Here is a 26,429-nt window from a genome sequence, read left to right as displayed (position 1 = left end):
TATGAGAAAATTAAAACCGCATCGTGAATATCAAACAACTCATACGAATCCATTGTGGCATATTTATCGTTTAGTCAAATTTCCTAAAGTATTAAGACAAACGATTATTATCGAGATTTGTCGGTACATGCCAAACTTAAAATTGAAAAGTAATATGTATCGTCAATTATTAGGAATGAGCATTGGAAATCATTCTGTATTCGCGTTTAAAGTAGTGCCAGATTTGTTTTATCCAGAGCTAATAACAGTTGGCAACAATAGTGTGATTGGTTATAATACTACAATATTAACGCATGAAATTTTAGTAGACGAATTTAAATATGGAAAGGTAACGATTGGCAGTCATACATTAATTGGTGCTAATGTTACTATTCTTCCAGGTGTCACTATTGGTGATCATGTAAAAATTGGTGCAGGAACAGTTGTATCTAAAGATGTACCGAGTAATTCGGTCGCTTTTGGTAACCCTATACAAATAAAATGAATATGGAGGTGACAATCTTTGGCGGAAAAAAATAATAAAATTATTTCAATGGCTTTTGATGAACCGTTTTATCGCAAAATGGCAGCTCAAAAGTGGAAACAACAAGACTTTAAAAAAGCAGCTGATTATTATAGTAAAGTGCTAGAATTGTCACCTGAAGATTTTGATATTCAATTAAACTATGCTCAATGTTTAGTTAAACTAGGTTTTGGTAGTCGTGCGGAACATTTATTCTATGAAAATATTATTAATGATAGACGCGTGGCTGATAGTTTTTATGAATTGAGTCAGTTGAACATTGAATTAAATGAACCAAACAAGGCATTCTTGTTTGGTATTAATTATGTATTAATCACAGATGATCAAGACTTTCGTGATGAACTAGAAGAAACGTTTGATGTTTCGTATTCTAATGAACATCAAATTGAAGTAGAGGCACAACTTTTTGCAGTCCAATTGTTGTTCCAATATTTATTTTCACAAGGTCGTTTAGAGCAAGCAAAATCATATATATTAAATCAAGAAGAAGACATACAAAATCATCGTGTCATTAAAAATTTATTAGCAATGTGTTATTTATACCTAAGCAAATATGATATTGCTAAGGAAATGTTTGAAGAACTATTAAATGAAGATAATTCAGATGTCCATGCACTTTGTCATTATACTTTATTACTTTATAATACGAACGAAAAAGACAAGTATAAACGTTATTTGAATATATTAAGTAAAGTTGTACCAATGAATGATGATGAAAGCTTTAAATTAGGCATTGTATTAAGTTATTTGAAACAATACCATGCCTCACAAAAGCTACTGCTGCCACTGTATAAAAAAGGAAAATTTGCTTCAATACAAATGTTTAATGCCCTAAGTTATAATTACTATTACCTAGGAAATAAAGATGAGAGTATCCAATTTTGGAATAAACTGTTACAAATTTCTAAAGTGGATGTAGGATTTCCACCTTGGGTTATAGAGGAAAGCAAACATGTCTTTGATCAACGAATTTTACCATTATTAATGGATGATGATAGTCATTATAGATTGTATGGTATCTTCCTTTTAAATCAATTAAATGGTAAAGAAATATTAATAACAGAAGATATATGGGCTGTTTTAGAAACATTAAATGATTACGAAAAATTATATTTAACATATTTAGTTCAAGGTTTAACCCTGAATAAATTGGACTTTATTCATCGTGGCATGCTAAAAATGTATCAATTTGACCAATTTCGAAATGATACATCATTATTTGTTCAATGGATAGATCAAGCTGAATCAATTATTGCTGATCAAGCAGATTTAACTGAAGTAGAAAGATATTTAGGTGCATATTTATATTTGTATTACCAACAAACAAATCAGAAGTTGACTAAGAAGCAAATCAAAGAATGGTTTGATATTAGTCATTACAAATTAGATAAAACGATAACTTATATTTTGAGCATATAAATTTATGAAATACTTATTTTGATATATAATGCGTTTAATGATTATTTAGTAGGAGGGCAAGTAAATGACTGAAGTAGATTTTGATGTAGCAATTATAGGTGCAGGCCCTGCTGGTATGACGGCTGCAGTTTATGCATCACGTGCCAATTTAAATACAGTTATGATTGAACGTGGTATGCCAGGTGGCCAAATGGCAAATACAGAAGAAGTAGAGAATTTCCCAGGATTTGAAATGATTACTGGACCGGACTTATCTACTAAGATGTTTGAACATGCGAAAAAATTCGGTGCTACGTATCAATATGGTGATATTAAATCAATCGAAGATAAAGGCGATTATAAAGTCGTTAATTTAGGAAATAAAGAAATTACCGCACACGCAGTTATTATTTCAACTGGAGCTGAATATAAAAAAATCGGTGTACCAGGAGAACAAGAATTAGGCGGACGTGGCGTAAGTTATTGTGCTGTATGTGACGGTGCATTCTTTAAAAACAAACGTTTATTTGTTATTGGTGGCGGTGACTCAGCTGTTGAAGAAGGTACATTCTTAACAAAATTTGCTGATAAAGTTACTATTGTTCATAGAAGAGATCAATTACGTGCTCAAAGTATTTTACAAGACCGTGCATTTAAAAATGATAAAATTGATTTTATTTGGAGCCATACTTTAAAAACAATCAATGACAAAGACGGCAAAGTAGGATCAGTTACTTTGGAATCAACTAAAGATGGTTCTGAAGTTACTTATGATGCAGATGGTGTATTCATTTATATCGGTATGAAACCACTAACAGCACCATTTACTAATTTAGGTATTACAAATGAAAATGGTTATATTGTAACTGAAGCTGATATGAGTACAAATGTACCAGGTATCTATGCAGCTGGTGACGTTAGAGATAAAGGATTACGTCAAATTGTGACTGCAACAGGCGACGGTAGTATTGCAGCTCAAAGTGCGGCAGATTATATAGAAGCTATCAAAGATAAATTAGAAGTATAAATTAAATACCATTTATCACAACAGTAATTTAAGCTAGAGCAATGGGAGGATTATAATGTCAATAATCCATTTGTTGTTCTAGCTTTTTTCTAAGTCTTAGGAACGTTCCTTTGTGAATTTGAGTGTGGTATGATGGAGCTATTAATGTACAAATTTCAAATAACTGGCGGTGACCAATGAAATGATGAATTCTGAAAAAGAAATGGGAAAAAGTGAACTATTAGTAGTAACTGGATTGTCAGGTGCTGGTAAATCTCTAGTCATTCAAAGTTTAGAAGATATAGGCTATTTCTGTGTAGATAATTTACCACCTGTGTTATTGCCTAAATTCGTTGAATTAATGGAGCAAGGTAACCCTTCATTACAAAAAGTGGCAATTGCTATAGATTTAAGAGGAAAAGAATTATTTAAATCACTTGTGAAAGAAATAGATTTAATCAAAAGTAGAAATGACGTTATCGTTGATGTCATGTTTTTAGAAGCTACTACAGAAAAATTAATTTCAAGATATAAAGAATCACGACGTGCGCATCCATTAAATGAACAAGGACAACGTTCATTAATAGAAGCCATAAATGAAGAACGTGGACAGCTTTCACAAATTAGAAGCATCGCCAATTATGTGATTGATACGAGCCAACTTAAACCTAAAGAATTAAAAGAACGAGTTGTTAATTATTATGAGAATGATGATTTTGAAACATTTACGATTAACGTAACGAGCTTTGGATTTAAACATGGTATTCAAATGGATGCTGACTTAGTATTTGATGTGCGATTTTTACCTAATCCTTATTATGTAGAAGAGTTACGTCCATTAACTGGATTAAACGAAGAAGTGTATACCTATGTAATGAAATGGAGAGAAACTGAAATATTCTTTGATAAACTAACGGATTTATTAAAATTCATGATTCCTGGTTACAAAAAAGAAGGTAAATCTCAATTAGTCATAGCTATTGGATGTACTGGAGGCCAACATCGCTCAGTAGCTCTAACTAAACGTTTAGGTGAATATCTAAACGAGATTTTTGATTATAACGTTTATGTTCATCACAGAGATGCACATATCGAAAGTGGCGATCATCAATGAGAAGAATGAAAGTAGTATTAATCGGCGGAGGAACTGGTTTATCAGTATTAGCTAGAGGTTTAAGAGAATTTCCAATTGATATTACCGCTATTGTCACGGTCGCAGACGATGGTGGTAGTACAGGTAAAATTCGAAATGAAATGGATATTCCAGCTCCTGGAGATATTAGAAACGTTATTGCAGCGCTTAGTGACTCGGAATCAGTGTTAACACAATTATTCCAATATCGATTTGAAGAAAATCAAATCAGTGGACATTCATTAGGTAATTTATTAATCGCTGGTATGACCAACATTACGAATGATTTTGGACATGCAATTAAAGAATTAAGTAAAGTATTAAATATTAAAGGTAAAGTGATCCCATCAACTAATTCCAGTGTGCAATTAAATGCCATTATGGAAGACGGAGATATTGTATACGGTGAATCTAATATACCTAAAATGCAGAAAAAAATAGACAAAGTCTTTTTAGAACCAGACGATGTTGAACCTATGGAAGAAGCAGTGGAAGCGTTAGAAGAAGCAGACTTAATCGTTTTAGGTCCAGGTTCGTTATATACGAGTGTCATTTCTAACTTATGTGTGAAAGGTATATCACATGCATTGTTAAATTCTTCTGCGCCTAAACTATATGTATCTAATGTAATGACACAACCAGGGGAAACAGATGGTTATGATGTTAAAGAACATATTAATGCACTACATCGACAAACAGGTCAATCATTTGTCGATTACGTCATTTGTTGTACTGATCAATTTAATGATAAGGTTTTACAAAAATATAAAGAAAAACATTCAGAACCCGTTGCCGTTAATGTTGATGAATTAAAACAGGACGGTATTAAAGTGATTACTGCTTCTAATCTAGTTGAAATATCAGACGAACACTTAGTACGACACAATACTAAAGTATTATCTACTATGATATATGAAGTCGCACTTGAATTAATTAGTACTATTCAATTTGATCCTAATAGCAAACGTCAGTAGTAGTCATGATGAGCGGATATGAGAGTTAGAAATTATTTAAGACAGTAAATTCAATGAATGAAAAATAATTTAATTGAGATTAATTTAGAAAAAAGTCATTGCGAAAAAATCGTGTAGGCGATGATAGGAAGGAATGAGTGTTCTATGAGCTTTGCATCAGATATGAAAAATGAATTAACTCGTATAGATGTAGATGAAGCTAATGCGAAAGCAGAGCTCAGTGCATTAATTCGTATGAATGGGGCACTTAGTTTGTCCAATCAACAGTTTGTGATAAATGTTCAAACTGAAAATGCCACAACTGCTAGAAGAATCTATTCACTGATTAAGCGTATCTTTAATGTTGAAGTAGAAATATTAGTACGTAAAAAAATGAAATTGAAGAAAAATAATATTTACATTTGTCGTACAAAGATGAAAGCAAGAGAAATTCTTGATGAATTAGGAATTTTAAAAGAAGGCGTATTTACACATGAAATTGATCCAGAAATGATTCAGGATGATGAGATGAGACGTAGTTACTTACGTGGCGCATTTTTAGCAGGGGGTTCAGTCAATAACCCTGAAACATCTTCATATCATTTAGAAATCTTTTCTCAATTTGAGAATCATTCTGAAGGATTAACTAAGTTGATGAATAGTTACGAATTAAATGCAAAACATCTTGAACGTAAAAAGGGTAGTATCGTGTATTTAAAAGAAGCGGAAAAAATATCTGACTTTTTAAGTTTAATTGGTGGATATCAAGCACTGCTCAAATTCGAAGATGTACGTATTGTACGTGATATGAGAAATTCCGTTAATCGATTAGTAAACTGTGAAACAGCCAATTTAAATAAAACTGTAAGCGCAGCTATGAAACAAGTTGAAAGTATTCAATTAATTGACCAAGAAATTGGTTTAGATAATTTGCCAGATCGTTTACGTGAAGTCGCGAAATTAAGAGTTGAACATCAAGAAATTTCTTTAAAAGAATTAGGTGAAATGATTTCCACAGGACCTATTTCTAAATCAGGTATGAACCATCGATTAAGAAAATTAAACGAATTAGCAGATAAAATCCGTAACGGCGAGAAGATTGAATTATAAAAATCACTATACCATTGGTACGAGATTCAGGAAAAATATATTATATATGATAAAACTAAAAGCCATGTCTCATATATAGAACACATTGTATAATCATGTATTCTATATATGAAGATCATGGCTTTCTTCTGTTAATTTGATTCACTGCATAGCAGTCTTTGTATTTAACCATATATGAGCCCCCTCGAAGGGAATCGAACCCCTATTCTAAGAACCGGAATCTTATGTGTTATCCATTACACTACAAGGGGAAAATAGATAAAGCTTATTTCTGTACTAAACGATATAAAATCAGTACAATCAAAAATAGTTATTTCTAGTGTACAAAAGTAATTCACTTAACGTCAATTAGCAATTAAACTAAAAGAACTTTATTTTTGACCATTTTTGACTTTTAGGTTAAAATATGAAGTAACAGTTATTACAAGGAGGAAATATAGATGAATTTAATTCCTACAGTTATTGAAACAACAAATCGTGGTGAACGTGCGTATGACATTTATTCACGATTATTAAAAGACCGTATTATTATGTTAGGTTCACAAATTGATGATAACGTTGCTAACTCAATTGTATCTCAATTATTATTCTTACAAGCTCAAGACTCTGAAAAAGATATTTACTTATATATCAATTCACCAGGGGGAAGCGTGACAGCTGGCTTTGCTATCTATGATACAATTCAACATATCAAACCAGATGTTCAAACAATTTGTATTGGTATGGCTGCGTCAATGGGTTCATTCTTATTAGCAGCAGGCGCAAAAGGTAAACGTTATGCTTTACCAAACGCTGAAGTAATGATTCACCAACCATTAGGTGGTGCACAAGGTCAAGCAACTGAAATCGAGATTGCTGCCAACCATATCTTAAAAACTCGTGAAAAATTAAATCGTATCCTTGCTGAAAGAACAGGTCAATCTATTGAAAAAATCCAACAAGATACTGACCGTGACAATTTCTTAACAGCTGAAGAAGCTAAAGCATACGGTTTAGTTGATGAAGTTATGGAACCAGAAGGTAAACAATAATATTTCTATTTAATTAGACATATTAATCGAAGTTCAACAAAAAGAAGTCAGGACAATCATTTAAGGTCCTGACTTCTTTTTTATTTAAATTGATTTGCTTGAAATTAACTATTTTAACTTATGTCTTAATCCATTAATTGAAATATACGAGACTATAAGACCAATAATGATAAATAGGACAGAGAGTAATATCATAATTACTGTTTGATCAAATACTAAGACACCATTCAAAATACAGATTAGACCTGCTATTATCATTAAAATGTATGTGAGTTTGTCATTTTGATTATTTTCCATTGTTGTTATACCTCTTAATTTAATTTCTGATTAAATCATCTAGTGCATTTTTAAGATTATTATACATGAAATTAAATCCTAGTGCTTCGAGTTTATTTGGTAATACCTTTTGTGTATCTAAAACAACAGTAGACATCTCACCAAGTACTAATCTCATTGCAAAGCTTGGGACCCATGTTTCATGAGGTTTATGCATTGCACGAGCTAACGTATAACCGAATAAATTCTGACGTTCAGGTATTGGTGCAGTTAAGTTAAATGGCCCTTTGGCTTTGTCATTACCGATTGTAAATAATATTGCACGTGTTAAATCATCAATGTGAATCCATGAATACCATTGGAAACCAGATCCTAATTTACCACCGACATAAAATTGATAAGGTAATTTCATAGTTTGTAATGCGCCACCATCATTAGATAAAATCATTCCAAATCGACCTAAAACGACTCTTGTTCCAAGTGCTTCGAATTGCTTAGCAAATCTTTCCCATTGATAAACAATATCTGATAAAAAGTCGAACGGTAATGTTTTAAAAAGTTCTGTATAGCTATGGTGATAATTAGGAGGATAATATCCCATTGCACTGGCATTAAATAATACTTCTGGTTTCTTTTCTCTTTCTTTAAATAATTCAAAAAGAGCCTGTGTAGATTGAATTCGGCTTAACATCAATGTTTGTTTGTAGTCTTTAGTCCAACGTTTATTAAGTGTTGCACCAGCTAGATTGATAACGATATCGATGTCAGACACTTTACTTTCCCAGCCGTTTTTAGACCAATTCACATATGAAATCTGAGGATCGTTCGATTGTTCATCGTGTCGAGTCAAAATAGTAATATGAGCGTTTGATTTCTTAATTTCATTCACTAAGTGAGAACCTACCATGCCAGTTCCACCAGTTATTAAATATTGTTTCATTATCTCACCTCAATAAAAAATTCTAACCTTATTAATAGTTAGTAGTGATTCTTATTATTCAAAATTTATCCAATTTTTAGCCAACAATATGTCAAATACTTTTTTATATTCGTATTTAAAAAAATTTCTGTTAAGTTATAATTGATTTGTACCTTCGGAAATTAATTAAACATCTCTTAATTAGTATGAGTATACCCCATAATATACTAGCGAAGGTAAATTTTGACTCCCTTTAGTAGTGGGCCCATGCGAGCAACGTATGGGTCTTTTTTTCTCTCTTTATTATTATTTTAAATGATTTTTACATCTTTTTACAGAAATAAACTTAATAAAAAATTGTGTGCATATTTATAGAAATCATTTAATTATTAAACGTGAATTTTATTGAAAAAACCAAATGAAAGTGAAAAGTATCAAAAAAATGATGATATAAAACCAGCTATTACTTAAGAGGGGCGTATTATTTTGATGTTGATCATTAGTTATCAACATCTTTTTTATTGTAATTTTGTGGTTATCATTAGTATGAGTCTCAAAGTGATCTTCAATCATTTTCTTCATTATTATCACAAACCGTTCCTATTAAATTTATATTAAAAAAGTTTAAAATGGATGTTTCTTCTTCATTATGATGTTATCATAAATGAGATAAGATTAAGTAAAGAGTAATTTGCTAATTCTATCGAAATCCTAAATATAAATTTTTGATGAATAAAACATAACGACAACTTAAGATATAAATTTATTTATAATAATATGATATTCCATGTTTAAAGTGAGGGAGAATATGTCAAAGCAAGATTTTAATGAGTACGACAATCAAGGTAAAAAAGGTATGAGTGGCATCGCGAAAATTATTAGTATCATTATCGTATTATTGCTACTAGGTGGCTTAACATTTGCTATATTTTCATTTGTAGATCATTCAAAGAAAGCTAATGAACGATTAAATAATGAGACAAAGCAAGAACAAAAAGATAAAAAGGACAAAGACGACAAAGATAAAAAAGAAAAATCGTCTGACAAAAAGTCTAATGAAAAGCAAAATACACAACAACAACCATCACAACAACCAACAACACAGCAACAACCTTCTACTCAACAACCAAAATCACAACAGCCTAAGACACAACAACAACCAAAAGTAGATAATAAAACTAAAGAATCACCGACTAAAGAAAAACCAAGCAAGCAAGAAAAGCCAAGTACTCAAGAGAAACCAAGTACCCAAGAAAAACCTAGCACGCAAGATAAACCAAGCACACAACAAAAGCCAAGCACTCAAGAAAAACCAAGTTCACAACCTAAACCAAGTACTCAAGAAAAGCCAAGTGCCCAACAATCAACACAGAATAACTCAAATAATAATACGCAACGTAGTGCATCACAACAATCTAGCAATAATCAAAGTTCACAAAGTCAAAATAGTTCATCTAGCAATAAATCTGATGAATAAAAATAAAAGGCCGATAAGGTATTTCGTACAATTGCAATTCGCAAGTTAATGTACTGACCTTATCGGCTTTTTCTATGTTTAAAAAGTAAGTAATTTCAGTACTATATATCAAACACCATTTAAAATAACCAATAAATTAACATTGTGATTATAAGAGAAATGAACATCAAAGTAGAACAACCAATAGTACAGCCACACCCCGTGTGTGTACATCCATATGTATAAACTTGATGATTGGATTTGTTGTCGTCATAGCGATTTTGATGAAAATGTTCATCATCTTTATAACGTGGATCAGTTGGATCTATAACTTCTATTTTATTTTCCTCATCAGTACTCAATATAAATTAAACCTTCTTTCAAAAAGAGTTATCTTTATATGGATTATAAATGAAAAATACTAGATTATAAATGAATTGTTGCTTTATTACGAGATGGTTAACTCGTAACATAAAGGGTAATATTATCAATGTGAAGAATCATATTTATCAACTTAGTAGTGCGCAACTAAAAGTTGATAAGTAGCTTAAAATACCATGTGTAAGTGATTTAATTCACGTAACCGTGCCTAAAGTAAATGAAATCGCTTTACACAATATTTGGAAAATTTTGAGCGGATTTACTTGCATTTTAATTCGCATAATAGTACTATTGCAATTGTAAAGAGGTTAGATTTTGTCCCACGTGGGACTTCAAACGTCAATCCTCTATGATTCAAGCAATATTGACTCATCCTTTAGAAATATACAAGGAGGAAAGAGTAGTGAAAGATTTGATCGAAATTCAACAGGAACTTATTCCAGATTTGGTCGAAAAGATGTATCGTCGTTTTTCAATCTTAGCTACTATTTCTCAAAATGAGCCAGTTGGACGACGTAGTTTAAGTGAACATATGGATTTGACGGAAAGAGTTCTACGTTCTGAAACAGATTTGTTAAAAAAACAAGAACTAATCAAAGTTAAATCAACAGGAATGGAAATCACTGAAAAGGGTAAAGAGGTAATCAATCAATTAAATGATTATTTCAATCATTATTCAGATGATCACAAAATGGCTAACGCTATTAAAGAAAAGTACAACATAAAAGAAGTTCATGTTGTCCCTGGTGATTCAGACGAGAAACAATCAGTTAAAAGAGAAATGGGCAGACAGGCTGGCCAGTTATTAGAAAGTAGTTTATACGAAGACGCGATTGTGTCAGTAACTGGTGGTTCAACTATGGCTTATGTAAGTGAATCTATTCATTTACTACCATTTAACGTGTTTTTCGTACCTGCTCGTGGTGGTCTTGGTGAAAATATGGTATATCAAGCAAATACGATTGCATCAAGTATGGCACAACAAGCAGGGGGATATTACACAACATTATATGTACCAGATAACGTAAGTGAATCTACATATAATACATTAATGTTAGAACCTTCAGTCAGTCATACATTGGATAAAATTAAACAAGCGAATGTAACGATTCATGGTATTGGTGATGCGCTGAAGATGGCGCATCGACGACAGTCACATAAAGATGTGATTGATAAGCTTCAACATCACCAAGCCGTGGGTGAAGCATTTGGTTATTATTTTGATGCTCAAGGTCATGTTGTCCACAAAGTAAAGACAATCGGATTACAATTAGAAGATCTTGAGTCCAAAGATTTTATCTTTGCAGTGGCAGGTGGACAATCTAAAGGTGAAGCAATTAAAGCTTACTTAACAATTGCCCCTGACAACACAGTGTTAATCACTGATGAAGCTGCGGCGAAAGTAATACTAAATTAGGAATAAAAAGTTCAAAGCTTTTTAAATATCATTATTAAAGGAGGCCATTATAATGGCAGTAAAAGTAGCAATTAATGGTTTTGGTAGAATTGGTCGTTTAGCATTTAGAAGAATTCAAGACGTAGAAGGTTTAGAAGTAGTTGCAGTAAACGACTTAACTGATGACGATATGTTAGCGCACTTATTAAAATATGACACTATGCAAGGTCGCTTCACTGGTGAAGTAGAAGTTATCGACGGTGGATTCCGTGTTAACGGTAAAGAAGTTAAATCTTTTGATGAACCAGATGCAAGCAAATTACCTTGGAAAGACTTAGATATCGACGTAGTATTAGAATGTACTGGTTTCTATACTGACAAAGATAAAGCACAAGCTCACGTTGATGCAGGTGCTAAAAAAGTATTAATCTCAGCTCCAGCAACTGGTGACTTAAAAACAATCGTTTACAACACTAACCACGATGAATTAGATGGTTCTGAAACAGTAGTATCAGGTGCATCATGTACTACTAACTCATTAGCTCCTGTAGCTAAAGTGTTAAGTGATGAGTTCGGTTTAGTTGAAGGTTTAATGACAACTATCCACGCTTACACTGGTGACCAAAATACTCAAGATGCTCCACACAGAAAAGGCGACAAACGTCGTGCTCGTGCTGCAGCAGAAAACATCATCCCTAACTCAACTGGTGCTGCTAAAGCAATCGGTAAAGTAATTCCTGAAATCGACGGAAAATTAGACGGTGGTGCACAACGTGTTCCAGTTGCAACTGGTTCATTAACTGAATTAACAGTAGTATTAGAAAAAGACGTAACAGTTGAACAAGTTAACGAAGCAATGAAACAAGCTTCTGACGAATCATTCGGTTATACTGAAGACGAAATCGTATCTTCTGATGTAGTTGGTATGACTTACGGTTCATTATTCGATGCAACTCAAACTCGTGTAATGGCTGTTGGTGGTCGTCAATTAGTTAAAGTAGCTGCTTGGTACGACAATGAAATGTCATACACTGCTCAATTAGTACGTACTTTAAACAAATTAGCTGAGTTATCTAAATAATTAAAGCATAGTTAATTTAACTAGTGCTCTTAACTGTTAAATTTTATAATAAAGCTTATGAGTAAGCGGGGAGCACAAACGCTTCTCCGCTTATTTTTTAATATATGTTTTCCTAATTAAAGGAGGAAATGAAAATGGCTAAAAAAATAGTTTCTGATTTAGAACTTAAAGACAAAACGGTATTAGTTCGTGCGGACTTCAACGTACCATTAAAAGATGGTGAAATCACAAACGATAACCGTATTGTTCAAGCATTACCAACAATCAAATACATCATCGAACAAGGTGGTAAAGTTGTCTTATTCTCACACTTAGGTAAAGTGAAAGAAGAAAGCGACAAAGAATCATTAACATTAAAACCTGTTGCAGATGATTTATCTAAAAAATTGGATAAAGACGTTGTATTTGTACCTGAAACTCGTGGCGAAAAATTAGAATCTGCAATCAAAGATCTTAAAGCTGGCGATGTATTATTAGTACAAAATACTCGTTTTGAAGATTTAGATGGTAAAAAAGAATCTAAAAATGACCCAGAATTAGGTAAATACTGGGCTTCATTAGGTGACGTATTTGTAAATGATGCATTCGGTACTGCTCACCGTGAACATGCTTCTAACGTAGGTATTTCTACTCATTTAGAAACTGCAGCTGGTTTCTTAATGGAAAAAGAAATTAAATTCATTGGTGGCGTAGTTAACGATCCACACAAACCAGTGGTAGCAATCCTTGGTGGTGCTAAAGTTTCTGATAAAATCGGCGTAATCAAAAACTTATTAAACATTGCTGATAAAATCCTTATCGGTGGTGGAATGGCTTATACATTCCTTAAAGCACAAGGTAAAGAAATTGGATTATCTTTATTAGAAGAAGACAAAATTGACTTTGCTAAAGAATTATTAGAAAGCAATGGAGACCAAATCGTATTACCTGTTGACGCTAAAGTAGCAAAAGAATTCTCAAATGATGCAGAAATCACTGAAGTATCAATTGATGATATTCCTAAAGACCAAGAAGCAATGGATGTTGGTCCTAAAACTGTTGAATTATTTAACAAAGAATTACAAGGTGCGCATACAGTAGTATGGAATGGACCTATGGGTGTATTCGAATTTAGTAACTTTGCTCAAGGTACTATCGGTGTATGTGAGTCAATCGCTAACTTAAAAGATGCCGTGACAATTATCGGTGGTGGTGATTCTGCAGCAGCAGCAATCTCACTAGGATTTGAAGATAACTTCACTCACATTTCTACTGGTGGCGGTGCATCATTAGAATACTTAGAAGGTAAAGAATTACCTGGTATTAAAGCAATCAACAATAAATAATATCTATAAAATGTTGTGTTTTTCTCAGACATATTCGGGAAAACGAATGTTGAAAGATATATAGTATACCAATAAACATTAAAATATTAAGGAGTGTATTGAATGAGAACACCAATTATCGCAGGTAACTGGAAAATGAACAAAACAGTTCAAGAAGCTAAAGATTTCGTTAATGAATTATCAACATTACCTGATCCTAAAGAAGTTGAATCAGTAATTTGTGCACCAACAATTCAATTAGATGCATTAATCACAGCAGTTAAAGATGGTAAAGCTAAAGGCTTACAAATCGGTGCTCAAAATGCATATTTTGAAGATAATGGTGCTTTCACAGGAGAAACTTCTCCAGTAGCATTAGCTGATTTAGGCGTGAAATATGTTGTCATCGGACACTCTGAACGTCGTGACTTATTCCACGAAACAGACGAAGAAGTTAATAAAAAAGCGCACGCTATCTTCAATCACGGTATGACACCAATCATTTGTGTTGGTGAATCAGATGAAGAACGTGAAAGTGGTAAAGCTAATGAAGTTGTAGGTAACCAAGTTAAGAAAGCTGTTGAAGGTTTATCAAATGAGCAACTTAAACAAGTTGTGATTGCATATGAACCAATCTGGGCTATCGGTACTGGTAAATCATCTACATCTGAAGATGCTAATGAAATGTGTGCACATGTTCGTAAAACAATTGCAGACTTATCAAGCCAAGATGTAGCTGATGCAACTCGTATTCAATATGGTGGAAGTGTTAAACCTAACAACATCAAAGAATACATGGCTCAATCAGATATCGACGGCGCGTTAGTAGGCGGCGCTTCATTAAAAGTAGAAGATTTTGAACAATTGTTAGAAGGTGCAAAATAATTATGGCAAAAAAACCAACTGCCTTAATCATTTTAGATGGTTTTGCAAATCGTGAAAGTGAGCACGGTAACGCTGTAAAATTAGCAAACAAACCTAATTTTGATCGTTACTACAATAAATATCCAACTACTCAAATAGAAGCAAGTGGATTAGATGTTGGTCTTCCTGAAGGTCAAATGGGTAACTCTGAAGTAGGACACATGAATATTGGTGCTGGACGTATTGTTTATCAAAGTTTAACTCGTATTAACAAATCAATCGAAGACGGAGATTTCTTCGAAAATGATGTTTTAAATAACGCAGTGAAACATGTGAAAGACAACAATTCAGCATTACATGTATTCGGTTTACTATCAGATGGTGGTGTTCACAGTCATTATAAACACTTATTTGCTATTTTAGAATTAGCTAAAAAGCAAGGTGTAGAAAAAGTATATGTACATGCATTTTTAGATGGACGTGACGTTGATCAAAAATCTGCAATTAAATATATCGAAGAAACAGAAGCTAAATTTAAAGAATTAGGTGTAGGCCAATTCGCTTCAGTATCTGGACGTTATTATGCAATGGACCGTGATAAACGTTGGGATCGTGAAGAAAAAGCTTACAACGCAATTCGTAATTTTGAAGGTCCTACATTCGCTACTGCTAAAGAAGGTGTAGAAGCGAACTATGATAAAGATTTAACAGATGAGTTTGTTGAACCATTTATCGTTGAAGGACAAAATGATGGCGTTAATGACGGAGATGCAGTTATCTTCTATAACTTCCGTCCAGACAGAGCTGCTCAATTATCAGAAGTATTCACTAATAAAGCATTTGAAGGTTTCAAAGTAGAACGAGTTAATGACTTATTCTACGCTACATTTACAAAATACAATGATGACGTTGATGCTGAAGTTGTATTTGAAAAAGTAGACCTTAAAAATACAATTGGTGAAGTTGCTCAAGATAATAATCTTACACAATTACGTATTGCTGAGACTGAAAAATTCCCTCATGTCACTTACTTCATGAGTGGTGGTCGTAACGCTGAATTTGAAGGTGAACGTAGACGTTTAATCGATTCACCTAAAGTTGCAACTTACGACTTAAAACCAGAAATGAGCGCATATGAAGTAAAAGATGCCTTATTAGAAGAATTAGACAAAGGCGATTTAGATTTAATCTTATTAAACTTTGCTAATCCTGACATGGTTGGTCACAGTGGTATGTTAGAGCCAACAATCAAAGCTATCGAAGCTGTTGATGAATGTTTAGGTGAAGTTGTAGATAAAATTATCGATATGGGTGGTCATGCGATTATCACTGCAGACCATGGTAACTCTGACCAAGTCTTAACAGATGATGATCAACCAATGACTACACATACAACTAACCCAGTTCCAGTTATTGTTACAAAAGAAGGCGTAACTTTAAGAGAAACTGGTCGTTTAGGTGACTTAGCTCCAACATTATTAGATTTATTAAATGTTCAACAACCTGAAGATATGACAGGTGAATCATTAATTAATCATTAATTTATAGAAAATGTGTTTCAAATAAGGGATTTAGTTCCCTTGTTTGTTAACTTTTCGTTAACAACATGTATTATCATTTTATTAATTAAATAAATAAAGCTATAATAGCTTTAAATCATATATTTAAAGGAGAAATTAAACATGCCAATTATTACAGATGTTTACGCTCGCGAAGTCTTAGACTCACGTGGTAACCCAACAGTTGAGGTAGAAGTATTAACTGAAAGTGGCGCTTTCGGCCGTGCATTAGTACCATCAGGTGCTTCTACAGGTGAACACGAAGCAGTAGAATTACGTGACGGTGACAAATCACGTTACTTAGGTAAAGGTGTTACTAAAGCTGTTGAAAACGTAAATGAAATTATCGCACCAGAAATCGTTGAAGGTGAATTCTCAGTATTAGATCAAGTATCTATCGACAAAATGATGATTCAATTAGACGGTACTTCAAATAAAGGTAAATTAGGTGCTAATGCTATTTTAGGTGTATCAATCGCCGTAGCTAGAGCAGCAGCTGACTTATTAGGTCAACCTTTATACAAATACTTAGGTGGATTTAACGGTAAACAATTACCAGTTCCAATGATGAACATCGTTAACGGTGGTTCTCACTCAGATGCGCCGATTGCATTCCAAGAGTTCATGATTTTACCAGTAGGTGCTGAATCATTCAAAGAATCATTACGTTGGGGCGCTGAAATCTTCCATAACTTAAAATCAATTTTAAGTAAACGTGGATTAGAAACTGCAGTAGGTGACGAAGGTGGTTTCGCTCCTAAATTTGAAGGTACAGAAGATGCTGTAGAAACAATTATCCAAGCTATCGAAGCTGCTGGTTACAAACCAGGTGAAGAAGTATTCTTAGGATTTGACTGTGCTTCATCAGAATTCTACGAAAATGGTGTTTATGACTACACTAAATTCGAAGGTGAACATGGTGCTAAACGTAGCGCAGCTGAACAAGTTGACTACTTAGAACAATTAATTAACAAATACCCAATCATCACTATTGAAGACGGTATGGACGAAAACGACTGGGAAGGTTGGAAACAACTTACAGAACGTATCGGTGATAAAGTACAATTAGTTGGTGACGATTTATTCGTAACTAACACTGAAATCTTATCAAAAGGTATCGAACAAGGTATTGGTAACTCAATCTTAATCAAAGTTAACCAAATCGGTACTTTAACTGAAACATTCGATGCAATCGAAATGGCTCAAAAAGCTGGTTACACAGCAGTAGTTTCTCACCGTTCTGGTGAAACAGAAGATACAACAATTTCTGATATCGCTGTTGCTACAAACGCTGGTCAAATCAAAACTGGTTCATTATCAAGAACTGACCGTATTGCTAAATACAATCAATTATTACGTATTGAAGATGAATTATACGAAACTGCTAAATTTGATGGTATTAAATCATTCTACAATTTAGATAAATAAGTTTTGTTTTAACTTTAAAATTATTGAGTTCACGCTAAAAATCTAGGATGTGCATCCTAGAAACATAACCCGTTACAGAGTTGAGGCTGTAACGGTTTTTTAATATGCTTATGTTATTGAGTCTATTCAATTAAATGCATATCAATAAGTATGATTTAACTTATATATACAAACTGGTATAATAATGTAAGTATTCATTTATAAAAGGAGAACGATAATGGCTGAAACAACAAAAAGAGAAGTCGTTACAGGAAATGTAATAGCTATCAGTTCACTTATATTTTTCATATTGTTAATCATTCATAATTTTATCGTGTTAGATGCTACAACAGTTAAAACGTTGTTATCACTAGCAGGTCAAAAGACAACGACTAATTCAGTAAATCAAGTATTAAACAGTTTTAGATTTGACGGTGTCATGTATTTATTAGCTTATTTATCAGGTGTCATTGCATATTGGAATCGCCATCCATATTTGTGGTGGTTTATGTTTGCAGTATATATTTCAAATGCTTTCTTTACACTCGTCAATTTATACATGGTTGTACAAGCGATATTAGATGTTAAAAGTGTGATAGCTATATTACCTATTTTAATTGTAGTGATTGGTTCACTTATTTTAGCAGCGTATATGTTAGTCGTATCAATTAAGCGTAAAAGTACGTTCAATCGATAGAAGATTGATAAACAATACGAATATGTGTTATAATTCGATTCGTATATAATGAATGGAGGACAATTTTTATGCATACATTTTTCGTCGTATTATTAATTATAGATTGTATTGCATTAGTGACTGTTGTATTACTCCAAGAAGGAAAAAGTAATGGACTTTCAGGTGCTATCAGTGGCGGCGCAGAACAGTTATTTGGTAAACAAAAACAACGTGGCGTCGATTTATTCTTGCATAGATTAACAATAATTTTATCTGTAATATTCTTTTTACTTATGATTGGCATAAGTTATCTTGGTTTATAAGGTCCGACGATGTTCATGTCGGGCTTTTTTATTTATAATAAAGAAAAAATGAATGATAGAGATATCGACTAGTAAAGGGAAGTCGTTTGATATAAAAACGGTTTATGAATACTTTTGGAAGAGGGATGAACATCATGCAAATTAAACTACCTAAGCCTTTCTTTTTCGAAGAGGGCAAGCGTGCAGTATTGTTATTACATGGATTTACAGGTAATTCTTCAGATGTAAGACAATTAGGACGTTTCTTACAGAAAAAGGGCTATACATCTTATGCGCCACAATATGAGGGACATGCTGCACCACCTGAAGAAATTTTAAAATCGAGTCCATACGTATGGTTTAAAGATGTCTTAGATGGCTATCAATATTTAGTTGATCAAGGATATGATGAAATCGCAGTTGCGGGATTATCATTAGGTGGCGTTTTTGCTCTAAAATTAAGCTTAAACAGAGATGTTAAGGGTATTATAACTATGTGCGCTCCTATGGATGATAAGTCATCGAGCACAATTTACGACGGATTTTTAGAATATGCTAGAAATTTCAAGAAATATGAGGGTAAAGATCAAGAGACGATTGATCAAGAAATGGAACATTTCCATCCAACTGAAACACTTGAAGAGTTGAGTGCTACAATGAAAGACGTTAAAGATCAAGTGGATAAAGTGATGGACCCAATATTAGTTGTTCAAGCAGAACAAGATAAAATGATTGATCCTCAATCAGCAAATTATATATATGAAACTGTAGAATCTGATGATAAAGATATTAAATGGTATGCGAACTCAGGACATGTGATTACCATCGATAAAGAAAAAGAACAAGTCTTTGAGGATATTTACGCATTTTTAGAATCATTAGATTGGTCAGAATAAAAATAAACAAGATAATTAGAAAGGAGGGGCATAATGAATTTAAAACAATCCATCGAAGAAATGATTAAACAACCTGACTACGAACCCATGTCAGTATCAGATTTTCAAGATGCGTTAGGTTTAAATAGTGCCGACTCATTCAGAGATTTAATAAAGGTGCTTGTTGAACTAGAACAAACTGGTTTAATTGAACGTACGAAGACAGATAGATATCAACGAAAGCAATCTAGTAAGTCAAACTCGAAATTAGTAAGAGGAACGTTAAGTCAGAATAAAAAAGGATTTGCCTTCTTAAGACCAGAAGAAGAGGGTGTAGATGACATTTTCATCCCGCCCACAAAAATCAATAGAGCCTTAGATGGAGATACCGTCATCGTAGAAGTTCACAAAGGTAGAGGCGACTTTAAAGGTAAGACAGAAGGTGAAGTCAAATCCATCGAAAAACATTCTGTCACTCAAGTAGTAGGGACTTATAGTGAAGCGAAACATTTCGGCTTTGTCATTCCAGATGATAAACGTATTATGCAGGATATCTTTATTCCTAAGGGTCAAAGCTTAGGTGCAGTAGATGGGCATAAAGTATTAGTGCAAATCACTAAATATGCTGATGGAACAGATAACCCGGAAGGGCACATTTCAGCTATACTAGGCCATAAAAACGATCCTGGTGTAGATATTTTATCTATCATTTATCAACATGGTATTGAAATAGAATTCCCAGATAATGTGCTTAAAGAAGCTGAAGATGTTCCAGATGAAATTGAACCTTCTGAAATCGAAGGGCGTCATGATTTAAGAGACGAATTAACCATTACAATTGATGGTGCAGATGCTAAAGACTTAGATGACGCTATTAGCGTTAAAAAATTAAAAAACGGTAATACGGAATTAACTGTAAGTATTGCAGATGTAAGTTATTATGTAACTGAAGATTCAGCTTTAGATAAAGAAGCTTATGATAGAGCTACAAGTGTGTATTTAGTAGACAGAGTTATTCCAATGATTCCGCATAGATTAAGTAATGGTATTTGCTCATTAAATCCTGAAGTCGATCGTTTAACTTTAAGTTGTCGTATGGAAATCAATTCACGTGGTGAAGTAGTGAACCATGACATTTTTGATAGTGTCATCCATTCTAACTACAGAATGACTTATGATGCGGTTAATCAAATTATTACTGAACAAAATCCAGATGTGCGTCGTCAATATAGTGAAATCACACCAATGCTTGACTTGGCACAAGATTTATCTAAGCGTTTAGTAAATATGAGAAAACGTCGTGGTGAAATTGATTTCGATATTAATGAAGCGAAAGTGCTTGTTAATGAAGATGGTATCCCAACAGATGTACAAGTACGTGAACGTGGTGAAGGTGAACGTTTAATTGAGTCATTCATGTTAGCGGCTAATGAAACCGTAGCTGAACACTTTAATAAATTAGAAGTACCATTTATCTATCGTGTCCATGAACAACCTAAATCAGAACGCTTGAGACAGTTCTTTGACTTTATTACGAACTTTGGCATTATGATTAAAGGGACAGGTGAAGATATTCATCCGACAACGCTTCAAAATATTCAAGAAGAAGTTGAAGGACGACCAGAACAAATGGTGATCTCAACCATGATGTTACGTTCAATGCAACAAGCGCATTACGATGATGTGAACTTAGGCCACTTTGGTCTATCTGCAGAGTATTACACACATTTCACATCACCTATACGTCGTTACCCAGATTTAACGGTACACCGTTTAATTCGTAAATACCTTATTGAACATTCAATGGATAAAAAGGAACAACATAAATGGGAAGATAAACTACCAGAACTTGCCGAACACACATCTCAACGCGAACGTCGTGCGATTGAAGCAGAACGTGATACAGATGAGTTGAAGAAAGCTGAATATATGATTCAACACATTGGTGACGAATTCGAAGGTATCATTAGTTCTGTAGCTAATTTTGGTATGTTCATTGAATTACCAAATACTATTGAAGGTATGGTCCATATTTCAAATATGACCGATGATTATTATCAATTTGATGAACGTCAAATGGCATTAATTGGTGAACGCCAAGCCAAAGTTTTCCGTATCGGTGACGCTGTCAAAGTCAAAGTGACACATGTCGATGTGGATGAACGCATGATTGATTTCCAAATCGTCGGAATGCCATTACCTAAGAATGAGAGAAGCCAACGACCAGCACGTGGTAAGACTATTCAAGCAAAAACACGTGGTAAATCATTAGATAAATCAAAATCTGATGATAAAGGAAACGGTAAAAACAAACGTAAACAACGTAAAGGTAAAAATGCACGCCAACAAGATAAAAAAGGTAACACGAAGCATAAACCATTCTATAAAGATAAAAGCGTTAAGAAAAAATCACGTAAAAAGAAAAAATAAGCAGCAAAGAGGTGAGACAGAATGGCTAAGAAAAAATCACCAGGCACATTAGCTGAAAACCGTAAAGCAAGACACGATTATAATATTGAAGATACGATTGAAGCGGGGATTGTGTTACAAGGTACAGAAATTAAATCTATACGTAGAGGTAGCGCCAATCTTAAAGATAGCTATGCTCAAGTAAAACGTGGTGAAATCTATTTAAATAATATGCATATTGCGCCTTATGAAGAAGGTAACCGATTTAACCATGATCCATTGCGATCACGTAAGTTGCTCCTTCATAAAAGAGAAATTATTAAATTAGGTGACCGCACACGAGAAATTGGGTATTCTATTATTCCGCTAAAATTGTACTTAAAACATGGTCAATGTAAAGTATTATTAGGTATTGCTCGCGGTAAGAAAAAATATGACAAACGACAAGCTTTAAAAGAAAAAGCAGTCAAACGTGATATGGATCGCGCAGTAAAAGCCCGTTATTAAGCAATACTATTGCTTACACGGGCTACATTTGATATATTAATAAGTGCTTTGTTAGAAAAGAGGTTGAGTAAGAACATCATATTTTAGGTGACTCAGACGTTGTTCATCAAGTTTGAGTGACAATGATAATATTATTGTTAACGACATGTTTGATTTCTACAAAGTACATTATATTACGGGGACGTTTATGGATTCGACAGGGGTCCCCAGAGCTTATTAAGCGTGTCGGAGGGTTGTCTCCGTCACTAACACACTCAGTTTATAATAACTGGCAAATCAAACAATAATTTCGCAGTAGCTGCGTAATAGCACTCTGCATCGCCTAACAGCATCTCCTATGTGCTGTTAACGCGATTCAACCTAAGTAGGATATGCTAAACACTGCCGTTTGAAGTCTGTTTAGATGAAAACCAATCAAACTAGCATAATGTTGGTTGTTTATCACCTCTCATTATGCGAAATTCAATGATAAACTACACACGTAGAAAGATATGTATCAGGACCTCTGGACGCGGGTTCAAATCCCGCCGTCTCCATTATATAGCCTGCAACCCATGTGGTTGTGGGCTTTTTATTTTTATTGCCCCAATATTGCCTCAGATATGCCCCAGCACATAAAAAGACACCCTTATTTAGGGTGTCTTTTTATCCAATAGTTTTAATGAGTGACAATATAATTTATCAAAGTTACTGTTATCAAAGTTACTGTTTTTATATAATAATATGAATTTTTGTAAGGTATAAATGCATAATTCTTCTTCTTTATGAATTTTTTTAAATTTATGTTTTCTATTGTGATTTTTCTCCCAATGGTCAGCTAACATGTATCTACAAAATAATCGAATAATTTCTTGATCATTACAATCTACAGACTGAATAAAACAAAAAGGTTCATTGTTATTATCTTCTCTGGTTAGTTTTTTACAGTATTTTATTATTATTATATTCATTTTATCAAACCTATTTAAATGTTTTTCATCTGCACTTTTATAATTGAATCTAAGTGATGCTCTAAATTGAAAAACCTCGTCCATAGTTATTTTAGAAGTACCGGCGATTTCAAAAAGTTTTTTTCTCCATTCGGACTTCGAATCAAGTGAATTCAACATTGTTCTTTTATGGTGAGCATTTGTATATAAAAACACAAATAATCCAAGAAGTAAGGTTGCAATCGGTTGTGTTGAAATCTTAAAAAATTCATGCCCTAAATCACTTGTAGCAAAGGTATAAATTTTTTCAATAATTGTTTTACATAACTCATACATTTAAACGACTCCTCATAAGTATTTAACTATTTCTTTCTGTGTACTAGGGTACAAATGCCCGTATCTATTATATACTTCGTTACTATCTGCATGACCTAAACGTTGTGCTATTACCATGATACTTGCGCCATGATTGACCAACATAGACGCATGGCTATGTCTTAGTTCATGGATTACAATTCTAGGGAACGTCTGACCATCTGGAAGTTGGTTATCTAATACTTTTAATGCAGTGGTAAACCAACGATCAATGGTTGATTCACTATATGCTTTGAAGAATGTACCAAATAGCACATAATCGTCTTTATATACGTTATTCTCTTTATACCAAATTAAATAATCTTTAATGTCATCCATCATGTGAGTAGGTAAGTATATATCACGTATGGCTGATTTCGTTTTAGGGACTGTTACTTCACCGTGATAGTCCGTTTTGTTTATATGGATAAACTCATCATCATAGTTAATATCACGCCATGTGAGGGCTCTAATTTCGCCCTTACGTGCCCCAGAGTAAAACAATAGTTTGAAGAATAGCTTTTGTTGTTGCGTAGCCAGTGCGTCATAGAATTGGTTGAATTGGTCAAGTGTCCAATAGTTTAGACGTTTCTGTGATTCTATTTCAAAATTACCTACAAGTGATGCTACGTTTTGCTTGAGATCATAAAACTTCATTGCATGGTTCAGTAATGATACTAAATATACATGCATCTTTTTTAAGTAGTCTCCAGAATGTCCTTCTTTTAACTTTTTATTTTGAAACTTCATCACATCTTGTGTAGTCATATTGAACACGTCCATAGACTTAAAATAAGGTAGCAAATGGTTATTTACATGTGTCTTTAATGCTTTTACACTAGATGACTTACGACGGGCAGAATACCAGTCTATATATTCATCTACGAGTTTATCAAAGGGGAGTTTATTTATTTGTCCGACACCCTCTAACTCATTCATAATCTCGTTACATTTCTTCAAAGCCTCTTTACGATGTTTAAAGCCACTCTTTTTAATTTCCTTACGTTGATTATATTTATCATAGTATTTTATACGGAAATAGTAAGTACCACGTTTAGCGTCCTTATATATATTGTGGGATAGGTTTAAGTTATGTTCTATGGTAATCACCTACTTGATATTTATGTATTCTTTTAAAAATTTATCGAAATCATTTAAGATTTCTTGATAATATTCATTGTTTTGAGAATTTTTATTATGGTATAAATTTGAAATTAGTTGACCTAGTTTAATAATAAAATCTGTCGAATAATATCCATTTTCATTCACATCATTCATCTCAGTAATTAAAAAATTATAAGTATGTTTTAAATATTGAATTTCATCGAACTCTAATTTTTTGTTTAGTAAATTTATATAGTTATTCTTTATCTCTGTTTCATTTTCATTTGATATATTTTCTATCATATTTGATAGGACTTTCTTTTGCACCTCACGTGGTGTATTGGGTAATTCAGATAATGATGGTAACAATCCAGAAAGATTTAATAGTTCGAAAAGGTCATAATTATAGTATTTAGAGATTTTATTTATTACTTCAATTGTTGGTTTTCGTTCCTTTCCAGTTCTAGGATCATATCCTTTTTCTAAACTATCCAAATATGTGTGGCTAATTCCTATGTTTTTTGAAGTTTCTCTGATAGATTTTTCTCCTCTGAGTTCTTTCAACTTATTACCAAATTCATTCATATTTTTCACCTCTTAAAAAATATTGTAATTCATAATTGACACAAAAAGCAAAAAAGATTATATTTATATCAGGAGGTGTTAACCATGAATAACAGTATAAAAAATATCCGACAAAGAAAAGGGATTACAATTACTGAATTAAGTAAAATAACTGGTATTAGTCGAACAACTATATACAAGTTAGAAGAACAAAATAATAATCCTAGTTTAGATACTATAGTTAAAATCTCTTCAGGTTTAAAAGAAAAGCCTGAAAAAATTTTTAACCTTAGTGTTATTCAAGAATTACAATAGGAGGGTTAAGTTATGCAAAAAGTTAAATATTGGAATTTATACATCTGCTATAAAGAAAAGGGCTATACCCAAAAGCAATTGGCAAAATTGCTAAGTATTAGTCCACAAAGATTTAGTTTAAAAATCATTGGTAAAGATGCAGATTTCACAATGCCAGAGGCAAGAAAATTAAGTGAACATTTTGAAATGTCGATTGACGATTTATTTTCAACATCAATCAAAGTAAATTCATAAGGAGGTAACACGATGAGAAATTGTCTAACGTACATTGGTACGATTTCATTTATAACGTTAGCAGTAGCATTAGTTGCAAACGTATTTATTGCTTTCACTTTATATATTTTAGCGTCGGCATATGGAATTAAATTATTGGAGGTTGAATAAGATGAAACAAGAACAACTTGAAGTATTAGAACATATAAAGTACCAACTTAAAACAAGTATTTATAATCAATTTGAAAGTTATGAGCATACTGAATTTAAAGACGGTCAGGAGGTAGTTTCACAAATTAATCGAGAAAAACATCTTGAATTAATAATGAAATGGGCAGTCCAAGAGTTAGAGAAAAATTTTAATATCAATGAGGAGAATGAATAA

At 33.0% G+C, this 26,429-nt stretch carries 29 protein-coding genes, 1 tRNA gene and 1 other RNA gene; 24 read left to right on the top strand and 7 right to left on the bottom strand.

The features are described 5' to 3' along the window. Position 1 precedes the first annotated feature (1 nt). The 6 genes from LPC11_RS09975 (at position 2) to whiA (ending at position 6,122) form a co-directional block, all read left to right on the top strand. On the top strand, positions 2 to 484 hold the full coding sequence (locus LPC11_RS09975) for an acyltransferase (RefSeq protein WP_023374834.1): 483 nt from the start codon (positions 2 to 4) through the stop codon (positions 482 to 484). A gap of 18 nt (positions 485 to 502) precedes the next feature. Continuing rightward, the gene (locus LPC11_RS09970) at positions 503 to 1,942 is read left to right on the top strand and encodes a tetratricopeptide repeat protein (protein ID WP_041613879.1); all 1,440 of its coding nucleotides are present in this window, start codon (positions 503 to 505) and stop codon (positions 1,940 to 1,942) included. Between the two features lie 64 nt (positions 1,943 to 2,006). Beyond that, on the top strand, positions 2,007 to 2,948 hold the full coding sequence (gene trxB / locus LPC11_RS09965) for a thioredoxin-disulfide reductase (RefSeq protein ID WP_023374836.1): 942 nt from the start codon (positions 2,007 to 2,009) through the stop codon (positions 2,946 to 2,948). 181 nt (positions 2,949 to 3,129) lie between these two features. Next, positions 3,130 to 4,041, top strand: a complete 912-nt coding sequence (rapZ, locus tag LPC11_RS09960) for an RNase adapter RapZ (protein ID WP_023374837.1) — start codon at positions 3,130 to 3,132, stop codon at positions 4,039 to 4,041. Then, positions 4,038 to 5,033 (top strand): YvcK family protein, encoded by a 996-nt coding sequence (locus tag LPC11_RS09955; protein ID WP_023374838.1) that lies wholly within the window; start codon positions 4,038 to 4,040, stop codon positions 5,031 to 5,033. Before rapZ ends, LPC11_RS09955 begins: the two co-directional genes overlap by 4 nt. Before the next feature lie 144 nt (positions 5,034 to 5,177). Then, positions 5,178 to 6,122 (top strand): DNA-binding protein WhiA, encoded by a 945-nt coding sequence (gene whiA, locus LPC11_RS09950; protein WP_002466716.1) that lies wholly within the window; start codon positions 5,178 to 5,180, stop codon positions 6,120 to 6,122. 179 nt (positions 6,123 to 6,301) lie between these two features. Here whiA and LPC11_RS09945 read toward each other — a convergent pair. After that, positions 6,302 to 6,373, bottom strand: a tRNA-Arg gene (locus LPC11_RS09945). A 189-nt stretch (positions 6,374 to 6,562) separates the two neighbouring features. Here LPC11_RS09945 and clpP point away from each other — a divergent pair. Beyond that, positions 6,563 to 7,153, top strand: a complete 591-nt coding sequence (gene clpP / locus LPC11_RS09940; RefSeq protein ID WP_002450904.1) for an ATP-dependent Clp endopeptidase proteolytic subunit ClpP — start codon at positions 6,563 to 6,565, stop codon at positions 7,151 to 7,153. Between the two features lie 108 nt (positions 7,154 to 7,261). Here clpP and LPC11_RS09935 read toward each other — a convergent pair whose 3' ends face one another. Both LPC11_RS09935 and LPC11_RS09930 read right to left on the bottom strand, forming a co-directional pair. After that, positions 7,262 to 7,450 (bottom strand): hypothetical protein, encoded by a 189-nt coding sequence (locus tag LPC11_RS09935; protein ID WP_023374839.1) that lies wholly within the window; start codon positions 7,448 to 7,450, stop codon positions 7,262 to 7,264. 19 nt (positions 7,451 to 7,469) lie between these two features. Further along, entirely contained in the window at positions 7,470 to 8,369 is a 900-nt protein-coding gene (locus LPC11_RS09930; protein WP_023374840.1) for a TIGR01777 family oxidoreductase, read from the bottom strand. A 787-nt stretch (positions 8,370 to 9,156) separates the two neighbouring features. On the opposite strand from LPC11_RS09930, the gene LPC11_RS09925 reads away from it, so the two are divergent. Continuing rightward, complete coding sequence (locus tag LPC11_RS09925; RefSeq protein ID WP_114599351.1) at positions 9,157 to 9,825, top strand: DUF4887 domain-containing protein; 669 nt, start codon at positions 9,157 to 9,159, stop codon at positions 9,823 to 9,825. Between the two features lie 119 nt (positions 9,826 to 9,944). On the opposite strand, the gene LPC11_RS09920 is transcribed toward LPC11_RS09925, so the two are convergent. Then, on the bottom strand, positions 9,945 to 10,166 hold the full coding sequence (locus tag LPC11_RS09920; RefSeq protein WP_023374842.1) for a hypothetical protein: 222 nt from the start codon (positions 10,164 to 10,166) through the stop codon (positions 9,945 to 9,947). 422 nt (positions 10,167 to 10,588) lie between these two features. On the opposite strand from LPC11_RS09920, the gene LPC11_RS09915 reads away from it, so the two are divergent. From LPC11_RS09915 to ssrA, 12 genes are all read left to right on the top strand, one after another. Next, positions 10,589 to 11,602 carry a sugar-binding transcriptional regulator gene (locus LPC11_RS09915; RefSeq protein WP_041613881.1) on the top strand — a complete coding sequence of 338 codons (1,014 nt, stop codon included), beginning with the start codon at positions 10,589 to 10,591 and terminating at the stop codon, positions 11,600 to 11,602. Between the two features lie 52 nt (positions 11,603 to 11,654). Next, complete coding sequence (gene gap / locus LPC11_RS09910) at positions 11,655 to 12,662, top strand: type I glyceraldehyde-3-phosphate dehydrogenase (protein ID WP_002450898.1); 1,008 nt, start codon at positions 11,655 to 11,657, stop codon at positions 12,660 to 12,662. 134 nt (positions 12,663 to 12,796) lie between these two features. Beyond that, the gene (locus tag LPC11_RS09905; RefSeq protein WP_002450897.1) at positions 12,797 to 13,987 is read left to right on the top strand and encodes a phosphoglycerate kinase; all 1,191 of its coding nucleotides are present in this window, start codon (positions 12,797 to 12,799) and stop codon (positions 13,985 to 13,987) included. Between the two features lie 102 nt (positions 13,988 to 14,089). Continuing rightward, positions 14,090 to 14,851, top strand: a complete 762-nt coding sequence (tpiA, locus tag LPC11_RS09900) for a triose-phosphate isomerase (RefSeq protein WP_002450896.1) — start codon at positions 14,090 to 14,092, stop codon at positions 14,849 to 14,851. A gap of 2 nt (positions 14,852 to 14,853) precedes the next feature. Continuing rightward, positions 14,854 to 16,371 (top strand): 2,3-bisphosphoglycerate-independent phosphoglycerate mutase, encoded by a 1,518-nt coding sequence (gene gpmI / locus LPC11_RS09895; protein WP_023374844.1) that lies wholly within the window; start codon positions 14,854 to 14,856, stop codon positions 16,369 to 16,371. 141 nt (positions 16,372 to 16,512) lie between these two features. Then, a complete protein-coding gene (gene eno, locus LPC11_RS09890) occupies positions 16,513 to 17,817 on the top strand; it encodes a surface-displayed alpha-enolase (RefSeq protein ID WP_002450894.1) in 1,305 nt (434 codons plus the stop codon). Positions 17,818 to 18,034: 217 nt separating this feature from the next. Continuing rightward, positions 18,035 to 18,493, top strand: coding sequence for a hypothetical protein (locus LPC11_RS09885; RefSeq protein WP_002450893.1), 459 nt, complete (start codon positions 18,035 to 18,037; stop codon positions 18,491 to 18,493). Positions 18,494 to 18,561: 68 nt separating this feature from the next. Continuing rightward, positions 18,562 to 18,795 carry a preprotein translocase subunit SecG gene (gene secG / locus LPC11_RS09880; protein ID WP_002450892.1) on the top strand — a complete coding sequence of 78 codons (234 nt, stop codon included), beginning with the start codon at positions 18,562 to 18,564 and terminating at the stop codon, positions 18,793 to 18,795. A 134-nt stretch (positions 18,796 to 18,929) separates the two neighbouring features. Further along, positions 18,930 to 19,670 (top strand): alpha/beta hydrolase, encoded by a 741-nt coding sequence (locus LPC11_RS09875; protein WP_231307254.1) that lies wholly within the window; start codon positions 18,930 to 18,932, stop codon positions 19,668 to 19,670. A gap of 33 nt (positions 19,671 to 19,703) precedes the next feature. After that, positions 19,704 to 22,079 (top strand): ribonuclease R, encoded by a 2,376-nt coding sequence (rnr, locus tag LPC11_RS09870; protein ID WP_023374846.1) that lies wholly within the window; start codon positions 19,704 to 19,706, stop codon positions 22,077 to 22,079. 21 nt (positions 22,080 to 22,100) lie between these two features. After that, entirely contained in the window at positions 22,101 to 22,565 is a 465-nt protein-coding gene (gene smpB / locus LPC11_RS09865; RefSeq protein WP_002466079.1) for an SsrA-binding protein SmpB, read from the top strand. Between the two features lie 177 nt (positions 22,566 to 22,742). Next, positions 22,743 to 23,104, top strand: a transfer-messenger RNA (tmRNA) gene (ssrA, locus tag LPC11_RS09860). A gap of 93 nt (positions 23,105 to 23,197) precedes the next feature. On the opposite strand, the gene LPC11_RS09855 is transcribed toward ssrA, so the two are convergent. From LPC11_RS09855 to LPC11_RS09845, 3 genes are read right to left on the bottom strand one after another with little or no spacing between them, the layout of a single operon-like run. Next, positions 23,198 to 23,830: a hypothetical protein gene (locus LPC11_RS09855; protein WP_231307253.1), complete on the bottom strand. Its 633-nt coding sequence runs from the start codon at positions 23,828 to 23,830 to the stop codon at positions 23,198 to 23,200. 12 nt (positions 23,831 to 23,842) lie between these two features. Beyond that, positions 23,843 to 24,949, bottom strand: coding sequence for a site-specific integrase (locus tag LPC11_RS09850; protein WP_231307397.1), 1,107 nt, complete (start codon positions 24,947 to 24,949; stop codon positions 23,843 to 23,845). A gap of 9 nt (positions 24,950 to 24,958) precedes the next feature. Then, positions 24,959 to 25,537 (bottom strand): helix-turn-helix domain-containing protein, encoded by a 579-nt coding sequence (locus tag LPC11_RS09845; protein WP_080496623.1) that lies wholly within the window; start codon positions 25,535 to 25,537, stop codon positions 24,959 to 24,961. A gap of 84 nt (positions 25,538 to 25,621) precedes the next feature. On the opposite strand from LPC11_RS09845, the gene LPC11_RS09840 reads away from it, so the two are divergent. The 4 genes from LPC11_RS09840 to tscA are packed head-to-tail and all read left to right on the top strand — an operon-like array spanning position 25,622 to position 26,429. Next, positions 25,622 to 25,831 (top strand): helix-turn-helix transcriptional regulator, encoded by a 210-nt coding sequence (locus LPC11_RS09840; protein ID WP_231307252.1) that lies wholly within the window; start codon positions 25,622 to 25,624, stop codon positions 25,829 to 25,831. A gap of 12 nt (positions 25,832 to 25,843) precedes the next feature. Further along, the gene (locus LPC11_RS09835; protein WP_194376241.1) at positions 25,844 to 26,065 is read left to right on the top strand and encodes a helix-turn-helix transcriptional regulator; all 222 of its coding nucleotides are present in this window, start codon (positions 25,844 to 25,846) and stop codon (positions 26,063 to 26,065) included. Between the two features lie 12 nt (positions 26,066 to 26,077). Then, on the top strand, positions 26,078 to 26,215 hold the full coding sequence (locus LPC11_RS09830; RefSeq protein WP_194376242.1) for a hypothetical protein: 138 nt from the start codon (positions 26,078 to 26,080) through the stop codon (positions 26,213 to 26,215). Position 26,216: 1 nt separating this feature from the next. Then, positions 26,217 to 26,429 carry a type II toxin-antitoxin system antitoxin TscA gene (gene tscA / locus LPC11_RS09825; RefSeq protein ID WP_194376243.1) on the top strand — a complete coding sequence of 71 codons (213 nt, stop codon included), beginning with the start codon at positions 26,217 to 26,219 and terminating at the stop codon, positions 26,427 to 26,429.

The sequence above is a fragment of the Staphylococcus sp. HL28 genome (genome assembly GCF_021117155.1).
Taxonomy (GTDB): domain Bacteria; phylum Bacillota; class Bacilli; order Staphylococcales; family Staphylococcaceae; genus Staphylococcus; species Staphylococcus warneri.
This window is presented reverse-complemented; position numbering and strand designations above follow the sequence as displayed.